Raw genomic sequence first — 14,618 nt, forward strand, 5'->3', positions numbered from 1 at the left:
TGTGAAGAAAAGAAAAGGCAGGAGACGCCTTGTCTGGCACCGCTATATATAGTGGCGCTCAAGGCAAGGTCAAGTTTAGGTATTTGACTAAGCGCTTCAAGGTTTGCCAAAAAGCGGCGTTTCAGCCTCGATCAAAGCGAAGCGCGGAACGCTTTCGCCGTCAACATCAACACGCTCACAAAACATCTCAAGCGGACGAACCCAAAGCCCATAATCACCGTACAGCGCCTGATAAACAACGACCTGCTGCTCAGTTTCGGAATGCTGGGCGACACCAAAAACGCGGTACTCAGGGCCTTTGTAATGGCGGTAAAGACCGGGTTTTATCTGCATCACACATTTCCTGTAAAAATAAAAATTCTCGCAAAGTGATTTCTGAAAATCAGACCGCCTGATTTTTCAGTAACCCCCCAACAAACAAAAACCGGGGCACAAGGCCCCGGTTTCGCACCCTGAACGATTAGACCCGTTCGAAGATGGTGGTGATGCCCTGACCGAGGCCCACACACATAGTCGCGACACCCAAAGCGCCGTCGTTTTGCTTCATTACGTTGAGCAGGGTACCGGAGATACGTGCACCGGAACAACCGAACGGGTGGCCCAACGCAATCGCGCCACCGTGCAAGTTGACCATTTGATCCATCTTATCGAGCACTTTCAGGTCCTTCAGCACAGGCAAGGCCTGAGCCGCGAAGGCTTCGTTGAGCTCCATAAAATTGATGTCAGCCATGGTCAAGCCAGCACGCTTGAGCGCTTTCTGAGTCGAAGGCACTGGACCGTAACCCATGATTGCCGGATCAACACCTGCAACGGCCATCGCACGGACCACAGCCATCGGCTGGATACCCAGATCCTGGGCACGCTGCGCCGACATCACGATCATGCATGAAGCGCCGTCAGTGATCTGCGAGGAAGTCCCTGCAGTGACGGTGCCGCCTTTTGGGTTGAACGCTGGACGCAGTGTAGCCAGGCTCTCAAGGGTTGTTTCCGGACGAATGGTCTCGTCGTAGTCGAAAACCTTGAGGAAGCCATTCTCGTCGTAGCCTTCCATCGGGATGATTTCATCCTTGAAGTTGCCTGCGACTGTAGCTTTGTGCGCCAAACGGTGCGAACGCTCACCGAACGCGTCCTGCTGCTCACGGGTAATACCGTGCATTTTACCGAGCATTTCAGCGGTCAGACCCATCATGCCCGACGCCTTGGCCGCGTACAGCGACAGGTGCGGGTTTGGATCAACACCGTGCATCATGCCAACGTGGCCCATGTGCTCAACGCCGCCAACCACGAATACATCACCGTTACCGGTTTGAATCGCCTGCACGGCAGTGTGCAAAGCGCTCATGGAAGAGCCGCACAGACGGCTAACGGTCTGGCCTGCACTGGTGTGCGGGATCTGAGTCATCAGCGACGCCATGCGTGCGATGTTCCAGCCCTGTTCCAGCGTCTGGTTTACACAACCCCAGATCACGTCTTCGACTTCGGCCGGATCGATCTTCGAGTTGCGATCCAGGACGCCGCGAATCAGGTTTGCCGACATGGTCTCGGCACGGGTGTTACGGTGCATGCCGCCTTTGGAGCGCCCCATCGGGGTGCGACCGAAGTCAACAATCACTGCATCTCTTGGGTTCAAGCTCATCATTTTACCCTCGCTAAATCGTTGCGCGATTAACCGAAAAACGTCTGGCCGTTCTTGGCCATTTCACGCAGCTTTTCAGTTGGCTGGTACAACGCGCCCAGATCGGCGTACTTATCGGCCAGGGCTACAAATTCGGCTACGCCGATGCTATCGATGTAACGCAGTGCACCACCACGGAACGGCGGGAAGCCGATACCGTAGATCAGGCCCATATCGGCCTCTGCAGCGGTTTCAACGATGCCATCTTCGAGGCAGCGAACGGTTTCCATGCACAGCGGGATCATCATGAAGTTGACGATATCTTCATCAGTCAACTCACGCTCTTCGCGCACGATTTCTTTAAGCAGTTCATAAGCTTTAGGGTCAACGACCTTTTTCGGCTTACCGCGCTTGTCAGTCTCGTAGGCATAGAAGCCTTTGCCATTTTTCTGGCCCAGACGATCAGCGTCATACATCACGTCAACCGCAGTACGGCCTTCAACAGCCATGCGATCCGGGAAGCCTTCAGCCATCACGTCACGGCCGTGGTGGCCAGTGTCGATGCCAACAACGTCAGACAGGTACGCCGGGCCCATTGGCCAGCCGAACTTTTCCATGACTTTGTCGATACGGGTGAAATCAACACCGAACTCAAGCAGCTTGGAGAAACCACCGAAGTAAGGGAACAACACGCGATTGACCAGGAAACCAGGGCAGTCGTTGACCACAACCGGGGTCTTGCCCATCTTCTTGGCGTAAGCAACGGTAGTAGCGATGGCGGTTTCGCCAGACTTCTCACCGCGGATAACTTCAACCAGCGGCATCATGTGCACAGGGTTGAAGAAGTGCATGCCACAGAAGTTTTCCGGGCGCTTCAGCGCCTTAGCCAGCAGGCTGATGGAAATGGTCGAGGTGTTGGAGGTCAGGATCGCATCTTCACGAACCACGCCTTCAACCTCAGCCAACACAGCTTGCTTGACCTTCGGGTTTTCAACCACTGCTTCAACCACGATATCAACGTGACCGAAGTCACCGTAAGACATGGTTGGGCGAATGGCGTTTAGCGCCTCAGCCATTTTGGCCGGGGTCAGACGACCTTTTTCGACACGCTTGCCGAGCAGCTTGGAAGCCTCGTTCAAGCCCATCTGGATACCCTCTTCACGGATATCTTTCATCATGATCGGCGTGCCTTTGACAGCCGACTGGTAGGCGATGCCGCCCCCCATGATGCCAGCGCCGAGTACGGCAGCCAGTTTCACGTCTTTTGCGATTTCGTCGTAGTGCTTGGCTTTCTTCTTCAGTTCCTGATCGTTCAGGAACAGACCAATCAGGCTTGCAGCAACCGGCGTCTTGGCCAGTTTCACAAAGCCTTTGGCTTCAACTTCCAGCGCTTTGTCGCGACCGAAGTTTGCAGCTTTCTGAATGGTTTTGATCGCTTCAACCGGCGCCGGGTAGTTCGGGCCAGCTTGACCTGCAACGAAACCCTTGGCGGTTTCAAAGCACATCATCTGCTCAATTGCGTTGAGCTTGAGTTTTTCCAGCTTAGGCTGACGCTTGGCCTTGTAATCCAGCTCGCCGCTGATGGCGCGCTTGATCAGGTCCAAGGCAGCTGCTTGCAGCTTATCAGCGTCAACAACGACGTCGACAGCGCCAGCTTTGAGTGCATCTTCGGCACGGTTTTCTTTACCGGCGGCAATCCACTCAACAGCGTTGTCAGTGCCGATAACACGCGGCAAACGCACGGTACCGCCGAAGCCCGGATAGATACCCAGTTTGACTTCTGGCAGACCAACTTTAGCGCTGGTGGCCATGATGCGGTAATCCGCAGCCAGGCACATTTCAAAACCACCACCCAAAGCGATACCGTTGATAACGGCGACGGTTGGAACAGCAAGGTCTTCAAAGTCACTGAAGATTTTGTTGGCTTCAAGGTTGCCTGCGACCAACTCTTCGTCAGGCAGCTTGAAATTCTCAACGAATTCGGTGATGTCGGCACCGACGATAAATACGTCTTTGCCGCTGGTAACAATCACGCCCTTGATCGAACCATCGGCCTTGATTGCATCTACGGACTGACGCAATTCGTTCAGGGTAAGACGGTTGAACTTGTTGACGGATTCACCCTTGAGGTCGAAATTCAATTCGACGATGCCACTTTCAAGAGCTTTAACCGTGATGGCTTTACCTTCGTAAATCATCAACTGATCTCCACGATATGGAAGCTAAACAGTACACGTCAGAGCCAACCAGCAAGCTGCTCCGCGGCTGAGCCGTCCAGAGTAGCGTTAAAATGCCTGGCACACCCACTGACGCGATATTCGAGCAGTAAAGGCGCTGTTTATTACAAACAAACGCTCAATTCATACGCCCGTTTGATTTGGGTCGGCACACATTCAGGGAAAAGACTTAACTTGTCAATTGTCGATCTGCGACCACGGCTTGGCAAAAGCGCGCTAAAACCAGCAAAAAGACTGTTACGCCGGGGCTTGCAAAGGATAATCAGCTAATCTTTTAGCGCATAATTCAGCACCAGCAGCCAAGCAAACTAGTACGCGTTCAGGCTAGCAAATCACTCTGAGGCCCGGTACATTTGACCGCAGATGGCGCGCAAGGATTCATCCTGAGTTGCCACCCAAAACAACAACGAACCCTAGCAAAGGGTCTATGGAGCACCGCATGACAAGCCATATGCTTGCCATTTCCCTACGCACTTTATTCGCATCCGCCCTGCTCCTGATCAGCACATTCAGCCATGCAGCACCCCCTCCGGCAGATAGCCTGCTAACGCTTCACCAGATGCGCCTTGACACCCAAAAAAGCCTCAGCAGCTTCTACATGTACAACAACATGGAGGGCGACCAGCGTTATGCGCAAATGATTAATGAGTCGCTCAGCGAAGCCAGCCAGGCTTTGTCTAGCTTGCAAGATCTGAACGGCGACAGCTCCAAAGCCCTTAGCGGGCAGTTGGTTGGGCTCTGGAATGGCTACCAGCACAACCTCAACAATCTGGTAAACACCCTCAAAACCCAGGGCTATACCGACTTGCAGCCGGTGGCCGACCTGGCTGAACAGAATCAGAAAATCATGGCCCTGAGCGAGGAGCTCTACAAAAAGATAGAGCAGGAAAGTGGCTACAGCGTGCCGCTGTTAATTCAACAAAGCCGCAAGCAAAGCCTGTTGATGCAGGCGATTGCAGTGGATTACTCATCGCGCAGTGCATCGGTGGGCGCAACGTTTATGGGTGGCGGCGATAGCCGGAGCATGGAAGAGCTGGTCAATGAGTTTGCCACCACCCTCAAGGCGCTCAGCCAAGCCCCCGAGAACACTGCCCAGACCACTGAAACGCTGAACAATGTAGGCACCAAATGGCATTACATTGAAAAATCATTGAAAAATTACAATGAAAACAGTGTACCCTTCTTGGTTAGCAAGTACTCCGATAGCATCATTGAAGAGCTGGAGCAGCTATCCTCGCAGTACGCAGCAGCATCGACCTAAGCGCCCAAGCAACAATGCCACCGAGTCGCGTCGATATGCACACACAGAATTTACCGGCCTGCCTGGCCAACCTTCCAGCCCGGTGCTTGCATCGGGCTTTTCTTTGCCTGCTAGAAATAGCTTTTGAGAAAGTCCCTGATCGCTTCCAGGCCCTGCCCTTTGCCATGCTCGCCCCAGCACACGGCGACCATTTGCGGGCTAAGTTCAGCCTTGTAGACATCTGCCGGCAAACTCGCCAAACGCTGCGCAAGCTCGTTGTCCGTGCAGGGCTCACGCCACTGATTGCACCACTGCCCAGGCTCTATCTGCCAATAACACCAGCTGTCTTGATGCCCACGGCGACGCGCCAGATGATACTGCGGGCACGACGTCCCCTGCCCGCGCTGCAGCCAGTGCGGCCATTGCTGTTGCGAGAGGTTCATGGCCAACCCGAACTGCCTGGCTTGCATGCGCACATCCATGCGTCCACGCAAACGCCTGGAGGGCATCAGCATCGCCAAGGGGCTGAGCATACAAAAAAGCAATGCCAATACAATCCACAAGGTCATAGGTTATATCTCTGCCGTAAAAGCCTGCCGCAAGCACTCATTAAGGTTCATACTTATATTCATCGACTGTCCATTTAAGGAGTCTCTCATGTCCTACACACACATCTTGGTCGCCGTTGACCTTACCGAAGAATGCGACCCGGTCATGAGCCGCGCGCAATTACTGGCACGCAACAACCAAGCGAAGCTGTCGGTTGTGCATGTCGTCGAACCAATGGCCATGGCGTTTGGTGGCGACGTGCCAATGGACCTGTCGATGCTGCAACAACAGCAATTTGATCAAGCCCGCGAGCGCCTTGATGCATTTGCCGTGAAATACAACGAACTGGCTGCTGACCAGCGCCACCTGACCTACGGCCAGCCGCGCCAGGAAATCCATCGCCTGGCCGAAGAACAGGGTTGTGACCTGATCATCGTCGGCAGTCATGGTCGCCACGGCCTCGCCCTGCTGCTGGGCTCCACCGCCAATGACGTGCTTCACGGTGCGCCATGCGATGTACTTGCAGTACGCTTGAAAAAACCCGAATAAAACCCGGGATACCGCCTGGGCCAGCAGGCCCAGGCGAGTTTATTCTGGACTCTCACCTGCGCTCATCACCATTGGCCGGATTTTCTGCAGTTGCGTCTCCAACGAATAGGTCATGCTCGAAGACATCGAAAAGAAGGTCAGGAACGCCTTCAAGTTGGAGTCTCCCTTGCAGGTATCGTGAATGCGCTGCCAAAAGGCCTGATTGACCAGCTGCAATTGCTGGAACATGCGCACCAACCCCTTCAACTCCCAATCAGCATGGCGCCCTTCTCGCGAATTGAAGTACTGGCGAGACAAATAGAGCGAAAATGCGCGCAGGATAAATTCCTGATTACTGGCAAAGGGCAGATGATTCTGCGCCATCGGTTTCAACTTACCCAGTACCGGGCAAGCACTGGTTGCCATTATCACCCCAAGCAAAGCCCGCAGGCCTTCTTCAAGCCCCGCATGCTTGGTGTACTCACGCTCAGGCGTGCGCACCCAGACCATAGCCTTTGTGAAGGCTGGCAAACCTTGAAAATCCTCAACCACGCGATGCAGGTCGACCGCTGCCGGGCAATGACTGAAATTGTCTTTGCTCAAAGGGCAATTGCTGCATTGCTGGTTGCTCAGGCGAGTCCAGGCCGGGGCACTGCTTGCTTCAACGGGGTCGTATTCACGATCCAGCTCAATGCGATAACTAAACTGATGACTGTCGTCGAGAGTAATGCGGTACTCGATAGACATGAAACTCTCCGGCATATGTAAGCGCTACAGTCAACGACTGCATACATGCCCAGCCCTCTAGGACGAGGACTGGGACCTTATATTCAAGACAGCCCAGACTATCGGAGAATTAGCCTTCCAGCTCTGCCCAACGTTCCAGTAAGTGATCCAGTTCCTCTTGCAGCACCGGCAATTTAGCCAGGACCTCGGCTGTTGTCTCAGCAGGCTGCTGGTAGAAAGCCGGATCAGAGATTTGCGCCTGAATCGCAGCCATCTTTTGCTCGACAGCATCAATCTGTGCCGGCAATGCCTCCAGCTCACGCTGAAGTTTGTAGCTGAGCTTTTTCTTGGCGGGAGCGTTCTGCTCTGGTGCGGGCGTAGCAACCGGTTCAGGGGCCGCAACCACTGCCGAGGCCAGCTCAGGCTTACCTGCTTTACTTTCACCAACACCCAGCAACCGGGCCGAACCGCCTTGGCGAATCCAATCCTGGTAGCCGCCGACGTACTCACGCACGCGGCCCTCGCCTTCGAACACCAGGGTGCTGGTCACTACGTTGTCGAGAAATGCCCGGTCGTGGCTGACCATCAATACGGTGCCCGGGAACGTCAGCAGAACTTCTTCGAGCAATTCAAGGGTTTCAACGTCGAGGTCGTTGGTCGGTTCGTCCAGCACCAGCAAGTTGGCAGGCTTGCTGAACAACTTGGCCAGCAGCAGGCGTGCACGCTCACCACCGGACAAGGCCTTGACCGGCGTGCGCGCACGTTGCGGGCTAAACAGGAAGTCGCCCAGGTAGCTAAGAACGTGACGGTTCTGACCATCAATCTCGATAAAGTCGCGACCTTCGGCAACGTTGTCGATAACGGTTTTTTCCAGATCCAACTGATGACGCAACTGATCAAAATAAGCCACGTCAATGCGCGTGCCTTCCACGACCGAACCACTGGTTGGCTGCAAGCCGCCCAGCATCAGCTTGAGCAAGGTGGTTTTGCCTGTGCCGTTAGCCCCCAACAAGCCAATGCGATCGCCGCGCTGCAGCACCATGGAGAAATCCTTGACCAGCATCGGCCCGTCAGGATGAGCGAAGCTGACATTTTCAAGAACCATCACCTGCTTGCCAGACTTCTCGGCTGTTTCAAGCTGGATATTGGCCTTGCCGGTGCGCTCACGACGCTCGCTGCGCTCGACACGCAGAGCCTTGAGCGCCCGTACACGGCCTTCGTTACGGGTGCGACGGGCCTTGATGCCTTGGCGAATCCACACTTCCTCTTGCGCCAGGCGCTTGTCGAACAGGGCGTTGGCGGTTTCTTCAGCGGCCAGCGTGGCCTCTTTGTGCACCAGAAAGCTTGCGTAATCGCCGTTCCAGTCGATCAGGCCGCCACGATCCAGTTCGAGTATGCGTGTAGCCAGGTTCTGCAGGAATGAACGGTCGTGGGTAATAAACAGCACCGCACCCTGAAAACCAACCAGCGCCTCTTCCAACCAGGCAATCGCACCGATATCCAGGTGGTTGGTTGGCTCATCGAGCAACAGCAAATCAGGTTCAGAAACCAATGCCTGGGCCAGCAACACGCGGCGGCGCCAGCCACCGGAAAGCTCAGCCAGGGTCTTGTCAGCTGGCAGCTGCAAGCGGCTCAAGGTGCTGTCGACCAATTGCTGCAAGCGCCAGCCATCGCGCGCTTCAAGGTCTTGCTGCACATGCATCAACTTATCGAGATCAGCATCGCTGTGGATGTTCTGGCTCAGGTGATGGTATTCAGCGAGCAACGCGCCGACGCCATCCAGACCTTCGGCCACCACATCAAATACGGTACGACCATCGGCACGGGGCAATTCTTGTGGCAACTCGCCAATTTTAAGTCCGGGCGCGCGCCACACAGCGCCGTCGTCGGGCTTTTGGTCGCCCTTGACCAACTTCAGCATGCTTGATTTGCCTGTGCCATTACGGCCAATTATGCAAACCCGCTCGCCTCTGGCAATCTGCCAAGACACCTTGTCCAGCAGCGGCATGGCGCCGTACGCCAGGGAAACATCGGTGAACTTAAGCAGGGTCATGGTACGCCTCAACATTTATGCAACGAATGCGCTAGCACTATTGTTCGGAGAAAAACCGCAATTTAGTCAGCAACTGCGGGTAACGCCTTTGAATACAGTGTTCGCATCGCGAAATTTGATTATCGGGGCCTTAATGCGCCGATAAAAAACTGGGCGCGCATTCTAACCGAGTTGAGCCTAGTAATTGCGGGCATTTTTCATTATTAGCGCTGCAAGCGGCCAACCGGCTTTCGCCCACCCCAGGCAAACAGCTAAGCTAGGGCAATCAAGCACCAAGATGCACGGTGCTCAATTGACCCCACACCCGGAAGTGTCATGTCCCGCCGATTGTTAAAACTACTTTCTTGCCTGATTGTCTCGGCCACAGCGCTGTCCACTGCACAGGCCGCAAGCTTGAGCCAGCAACGCCTATATTACGATGAGGCCAAGCGCGCCCTTGATAAAGGTGACAGCGGTCCGTACCGGCGTTATGCAAGTGCTCTGAGTGACTATCCACTTGAGCCCTATCTGGCTTACACCGAACTGACCGCACGACTGAAATCTGCCAGCAATGCCGAAATCGAGCGTTTTCTAGCTGATCACGGCGACTTGCCCCAGGCCAACTGGATGAAACTGCGCTGGCTACGCTGGCTGGCCGAGCGTGGCGACTGGGCGACCTTTGCAAAATATTACGACCCGGGGCTGAACTTCACCGAACTCGACTGCCTCAATGGCCGCTACCTGATGAGCCACGGCAAGGTAGCTGAAGGTTACGCCGCAGCGGAAAAACTCTGGCTGGTGGGTAAGTCGCAACCCGAGGCTTGTGATCGCCTGTTCGACGAATGGGCAGCGGCTGGCCAGTTGACCGAAAGCAAACGCTGGCAGCGTGCCAAACTGGCCGCTGAAGTTCGTAACTATGGCCTCACCAGCTACCTGACGAAAAACTCCCCGACACTCAGCGAAGAAGGCAAGTTGCTGATTGAAGTTGCGCAAAAGCCGCAACTGTTAAGCAATCCCGCACGCTTTACCCCAGTCGATGAGCCAATGTCCGATATTGTCGGCCTGGGTTTGCGCCGCCTGGCACGCCAAGACCCGGAAAAAACCCTGAGCCTGCTCGATAGCTATGCCGAGCGCATGCACTTCTCTGATGCGGAGAAGCTCTCAATCGCTCGCGAAGTGGGTTTGTCCCTCGCCAAAAACTTTGACCCGCGGGCGCTTGCCGTCATGGCCAAGTACGACCCCAAGCTGCAAAACGACACTGTCAGCGAATGGCGCGCACGGTTGCTGATGCGCCTGGGCCGTTGGGAGGAAACCTACAAGCTGACTCAGCAAATGCCGACCGAACTGGCCCACACCAGCCGCTGGCGCTACTGGGCTGCGCGCAGCTTGCAACTGGCCAAGCCCGACAGCGCGCAACCGGCAAAGCTTTACCGTAGCCTGGCGACTGAACGCGATTTCTACGGTTTTATGGCTGCCGATCAGGTCAAGGTGCCCTACAAGTTCAATAACAAGCCGCTGGCACTGGACCCTAATGTCGTCAAGAAAGTGCGCAATACACCGGGCATCCAGCGTGCCCTGGAATTCCACGATCGAGGCCAGATTGTCGATGGCCGCCGTGAGTGGTATCACGTTAGCCGCCAGTTCAGCCGCGACGAGCTGGTCGCTCAAGCACGCCTGGGTTATGAGCTGAAATGGTACTTCCCGGCAATCCGCACCATTAGCCTGGCCAAGTACTGGGATGATCTCGATGTTCGCTTCCCGATCACCCATCGCTCCTCATTGAACAATGAAGCCAAGAAACGCGGCCTTCATTCCAGCTGGGTGTTTGCGATCACCCGCCAGGAAAGCGCCTTCATGGAGGATGCAAAATCTCCTGCCGGGGCCATGGGCCTGATGCAGTTGATGCCCGCAACGGCCAAGGAAACTGCGCGCCGTTACGATATTCCGCTGAGCAACCCGAACAACGTGCTGATCCCTTCGGTCAACATTCAGCTTGGCGCGGCCTACCTGAGCCAGATCTACGCACAATTCAACGGCAATAGAGTGCTTGCGACTGCGGCGTATAACGCGGGACCTGGTCGTGTTCGTCAGTGGCTGCGTGGCGCCGACCATCTGCCTTACGATGTCTGGGTTGAAAACATCCCCTACGACGAAACCCGTCAATACGTGCAGAACGTGCTTTCATATGCCGTCATCTATGGCGAAAAACTTAACGCACCACAGCCATTGATCGCCTGGCATGAGCGGTACTTTGATGATCAATAAGCGTTGATCAGCAGCAAAAAGGGGCCGGAAAGGCCCCTTTTGCTTTTACAGCCTGCACCAGTGTTTATTCGAGCACTTCAACGGGCATGCCAAGTTCCAACGCCCCCGAGGACAAGGCAATCAGGTTTTGCCCAAAGAACACATCGCCTTCAACCTGCCGATAGGTTTTCAAGGTGGTCAGTGGCTCGCGGTCGACGCTGCGCTCGCCTGTCACCGGGTCAAGGGTGGTCATGATGCAACGTGAACAACCCTTGGCGACCTTGAACTCGATACCACCGATGGCGATCCGCTTCCAGCTGTCTTCCGCGTAAGGCTCGCTGCCTTCGACCACCAGGTTGGGACGAAAACGCAGCATTTCCAGGTCACGCCCTACCCGACTGGACAAATCCTCCAGCGAAGCCTGGCCAATCAGCAACAATGGGAAACCGTCAGGGAAAGCCACTTTCTGGCCAATCTCAGCATACACCGGGTCGATCTGCCGGGCCCGTTCTGGCGCGACGTACACCAGCCGGCAATCACGCTGCAAGAACTGGCTCAACCACTGCGCGGCGGCATCACCGGCGTCCGGTACTCGCAAACTGTCACGCCAGATATGCACACCGCGCAAATCTTCGCTGCCCTGCGGCACCGCAACCGGTAGATCTGGCATGTTTGGGCCGCTCAGAAGCAACTCATCAGCATTTTGCCAGCGTGCTTTTATCTGATTCATCTGGCCTAAAAGGCGCTGGGTAATGAAGCGCCCGCTCTGCGCATCGACTACCATCCAACGACGATCACCTTGCACACCCAGCGAATCCAACTGAGTGTCTTGCAGCGGTTCGGCAGCGCCAGACTTAAGCGGATAACGGTAAAGACCAGAGAGATGCAACATGAGCCAGCACTCCAAAACTGAAAACCTTGTTATACGAGCATGCGTCGACGCTCACAAGCCTCCAATAACGCCAAAAACAGCACATGGCAGGGGTGCGCGCAGGATTTTACAAGGGCAACTACCACTGCTGATGGTCCTGGCACTCAGTGCTTGCAGCGCCAGCCCACCGACCAGCCTAGGCGTCCATGCCGGGCGCTTCGAGCCATGCCCCAGCTCGCCAAACTGCGTAAACAGCCAGGCAAGCGACAGTGAACATAAGATTGCGCCCCTGGCGCTCAATGGCGACCCCGCCGAAACACAGGCTCTGCTGCTGCAGGTTATTGCCAAGCAACCCCGGGCGACGCTGACCAAAGCCGAGGGCAATTACCTGCGATTTGAGTTCACCAGCGCAGTGCTGCGCTTTGTCGATGATGTTGAATTCCTGGTTGGCGAGCATCAAGTCGAGGTGCGCTCAGCATCACGCCTGGGTTACTCAGACTTGGGGGTGAATCGCCAGCGCATTGAAACGATCCGCGAGGCATTAGCCAAGCGGCCTTAAACGGCCGCGCGGTTCTTGAAGGGTTCAGGCATCCAGTTCGAGGCGTTGACGCACCACATCAACCAATTTGTCGGGTTGGAATTTCGACAAGAAATTATCACACCCCACCTTCTTGACCATGGCATCGTTAAAGCTGCCCGACAGCGAGGTGTGCAATACGATATACAAACCGGCCAAGCGCGGATCCTGGCGGATCTCGGTGGTGAGGCGATAGCCGTCCATCTCTGGCATTTCCGCATCGGTAAAGACCATCAGCAGCTTGTCCGTCAGCACCTCACCTGCATCGGCCCAGCCCTTGAGCATGTTCAGTGCCTTTAACCCATCACTGGCGACATGCATCTTCACTCCCAGCTGCCCGAGGGTTTCACGCAACTGAGACAGCGCAACACTGGAATCATCGACCAGCAGCACCTCGCGCCCACGCGCGTTATTGAGCAGCGGGTCATTCAGGCGATCACTTGAGATTTTGGCGCTGTAAGGCACAATTTCGGCCAAGACCATCTCGACATCGATGATCTCAACCAGTTGTTCTTCAACCTTGGTAATGGCCGTCAAGTAATGCTGACGCCCTGCTCCACCCGGTGGTGGCAGTACAGCCTCCCAATTGAGGTTGATGATGCGCTCGACCCCTCCCACCAGAAACGCCTGGATTGAGCGGTTGTACTCGGTCACGATGATGGTGCTTTGCTCGGTTGGCACAATTGGGCGCATGCCGATCGCTTGCGACAGATCAATCACGGGCAAGGTTTTGCCACGTAGATTAACCACCCCACAAACACAGCGGTGACGGTTGGGCATCAAGGTTAACTTGGGCATGTGCAGGACTTCCTGCACCTTGAAAACGTTAATCGCAAACAGCTGACGTCCGTTCAAACGGAACATCAGAATTTCCAGACGATTTTCACCCACCAACTGCGTACGCTGGTCTACCGAATCGAGAATTCCGGCCACTGCAAGCTCCTGTTATGTAGGCATCAACACCGACTACAGATGCTGTATCGGCAGCCCTTTGCATAACTGGAGCGCGCCCTGGAAAAATCCATCAGCCTGCAAGCCGCCGCTGCACTGCAAGATTTGCAAGTGCAGGGCGTTTTTCAATGACTTAATAGTGGCGAGTAGACTGGCAAATGCACACGCAGCGCCTTGGCGCGGGCCTTGAAGCTCAATTTGCTGGCGCTCATCGGCTCGCCATCAAGATTGAGATCCAGGCCTTCTGGCGCCTCCACCTCAAGCCAGGCGACACGAGCCATCTGCGACACACTTTCGACACCATTCATGGAGCCTGACAACATAGTCCCCAGCGTGCCAACCACGTCTGGCGCAGCGGGCACTATGCACACATCGAGCAAACCGTCATCGATCCGCGCCTTCGGACACAGCACGTGGCCTCCGCCCGCTTGGGAGCCGTTGCCAATACCCAACGCTAAAAACTCGCCTTCCCAGTTGAAATCTGGCCCCTTGAAACGCCCAAACGCCGAGTGGACTTCAGCGAAGCGACTCAACCCGGTCAGGAAATAGGCCGCGCCGCCGAGCAATTTCTTCAAGTCTTCCGGGGTGCTTGTTGTCACACTGGTGCCAAAGCCACCGGTGGCCATGTTAAGGAACAACTGCCCATTCACTTCGCCCAGATCAATGGCTGTAGGCTCAATGTCGAGTAAATCAAGGGCCTCGTTCAGATCAATCGGCACACCGGCAGCCGTGGCAAAGTCGTTGGCAGTGCCCAAGCCCAGCAAAAGCAAACTGGCATCGCTGTCGGAAAGTGCAATCACCTCGGCAACCGCACGCAAAGTGCCGTCGCCACCACCGGCAATCAGTGTCTGGTAGCCTTCGGCGAGCGCTTCGCGGGCCAGGCGTTGCGCATCACCTGCTTCCCAGGTAACCCTGACCGCAATCTCCCAACCCTGCTTGCGTTTGGCATAGATGGCATCACGCAATACTTCGTTCATTGACTGCTTGCCATGCAAAATCAACAGCGCTTTGCGTTCACTCATTGACTGCTCCTTGTAGAACCTAAAGC

At 55.4% G+C, this 14,618-nt stretch carries 13 protein-coding genes; 4 read left to right on the forward strand and 9 right to left on the reverse strand.

What is annotated here, in order from left to right:
- Window positions 1–96: 96 nt before the first annotated feature.
- The 3 genes from AACY26_RS01425 to fadB all read right to left on the reverse strand — a co-directional run bounded on the left by AACY26_RS01425 (window position 97) and on the right by fadB (window position 3,813).
- Window positions 97–333 carry a DUF1653 domain-containing protein gene (locus AACY26_RS01425; protein WP_087517426.1) on the reverse strand — a complete coding sequence of 79 codons (237 nt, stop codon included), beginning with the start codon at window positions 331–333 and terminating at the stop codon, window positions 97–99.
- A gap of 127 nt (window positions 334–460) precedes the next feature.
- Window positions 461–1,636, reverse strand: coding sequence for an acetyl-CoA C-acyltransferase FadA (gene fadA / locus AACY26_RS01430; protein ID WP_339511673.1), 1,176 nt, complete (start codon window positions 1,634–1,636; stop codon window positions 461–463).
- A gap of 29 nt (window positions 1,637–1,665) precedes the next feature.
- A complete protein-coding gene (fadB, locus tag AACY26_RS01435; RefSeq protein ID WP_339510278.1) occupies window positions 1,666–3,813 on the reverse strand; it encodes a fatty acid oxidation complex subunit alpha FadB in 2,148 nt (715 codons plus the stop codon).
- A 478-nt stretch (window positions 3,814–4,291) separates the two neighbouring features.
- On the opposite strand from fadB, the gene AACY26_RS01440 reads away from it, so the two are divergent.
- Window positions 4,292–5,113: a hypothetical protein gene (locus tag AACY26_RS01440; protein WP_339510280.1), complete on the forward strand. Its 822-nt coding sequence runs from the start codon at window positions 4,292–4,294 to the stop codon at window positions 5,111–5,113.
- A gap of 110 nt (window positions 5,114–5,223) precedes the next feature.
- Here AACY26_RS01440 and AACY26_RS01445 read toward each other — a convergent pair whose 3' ends face one another.
- Window positions 5,224–5,661, reverse strand: a complete 438-nt coding sequence (locus tag AACY26_RS01445; protein WP_339510282.1) for a hypothetical protein — start codon at window positions 5,659–5,661, stop codon at window positions 5,224–5,226.
- 88 nt (window positions 5,662–5,749) lie between these two features.
- On the opposite strand from AACY26_RS01445, the gene AACY26_RS01450 reads away from it, so the two are divergent.
- Window positions 5,750–6,190 carry a universal stress protein gene (locus tag AACY26_RS01450; protein ID WP_339510284.1) on the forward strand — a complete coding sequence of 147 codons (441 nt, stop codon included), beginning with the start codon at window positions 5,750–5,752 and terminating at the stop codon, window positions 6,188–6,190.
- Between the two features lie 39 nt (window positions 6,191–6,229).
- Here the strand turns inward: AACY26_RS01450 and AACY26_RS01455 are convergent, their stop codons facing one another.
- On the reverse strand, window positions 6,230–6,916 hold the full coding sequence (locus tag AACY26_RS01455; RefSeq protein ID WP_339510286.1) for a DUF6901 family protein: 687 nt from the start codon (window positions 6,914–6,916) through the stop codon (window positions 6,230–6,232).
- A gap of 109 nt (window positions 6,917–7,025) precedes the next feature.
- Window positions 7,026–8,948 carry an ATP-binding cassette domain-containing protein gene (locus AACY26_RS01460; protein WP_339510288.1) on the reverse strand — a complete coding sequence of 641 codons (1,923 nt, stop codon included), beginning with the start codon at window positions 8,946–8,948 and terminating at the stop codon, window positions 7,026–7,028.
- 315 nt (window positions 8,949–9,263) lie between these two features.
- Here AACY26_RS01460 and AACY26_RS01465 point away from each other — a divergent pair, with 315 nt between their 5' ends.
- Complete coding sequence (locus AACY26_RS01465) at window positions 9,264–11,192, forward strand: transglycosylase SLT domain-containing protein (RefSeq protein WP_339510290.1); 1,929 nt, start codon at window positions 9,264–9,266, stop codon at window positions 11,190–11,192.
- A 64-nt stretch (window positions 11,193–11,256) separates the two neighbouring features.
- On the opposite strand, the gene AACY26_RS01470 is transcribed toward AACY26_RS01465, so the two are convergent.
- Entirely contained in the window at window positions 11,257–12,063 is an 807-nt protein-coding gene (locus AACY26_RS01470; RefSeq protein ID WP_339510292.1) for an MOSC domain-containing protein, read from the reverse strand.
- A 130-nt stretch (window positions 12,064–12,193) separates the two neighbouring features.
- Here AACY26_RS01470 and AACY26_RS01475 point away from each other — a divergent pair, with 130 nt between their 5' ends.
- Complete coding sequence (locus AACY26_RS01475) at window positions 12,194–12,601, forward strand: DUF1499 domain-containing protein (RefSeq protein WP_339510294.1); 408 nt, start codon at window positions 12,194–12,196, stop codon at window positions 12,599–12,601.
- Window positions 12,602–12,625: 24 nt separating this feature from the next.
- Here AACY26_RS01475 and AACY26_RS01480 read toward each other — a convergent pair whose 3' ends face one another.
- Entirely contained in the window at window positions 12,626–13,552 is a 927-nt protein-coding gene (locus AACY26_RS01480) for a chemotaxis protein CheV (RefSeq protein ID WP_339510296.1), read from the reverse strand.
- A 143-nt stretch (window positions 13,553–13,695) separates the two neighbouring features.
- Window positions 13,696–14,592, reverse strand: coding sequence for a lipid kinase YegS (gene yegS, locus AACY26_RS01485; RefSeq protein WP_339510298.1), 897 nt, complete (start codon window positions 14,590–14,592; stop codon window positions 13,696–13,698).
- Window positions 14,593–14,618 lie beyond the last annotated feature (26 nt).

The sequence above is a fragment of the Pseudomonas sp. RL_15y_Pfl2_60 genome, assembly GCF_963970595.1.
In the GTDB taxonomy this organism is placed as follows: Bacteria; Pseudomonadota; Gammaproteobacteria; order Pseudomonadales; family Pseudomonadaceae; genus Aquipseudomonas.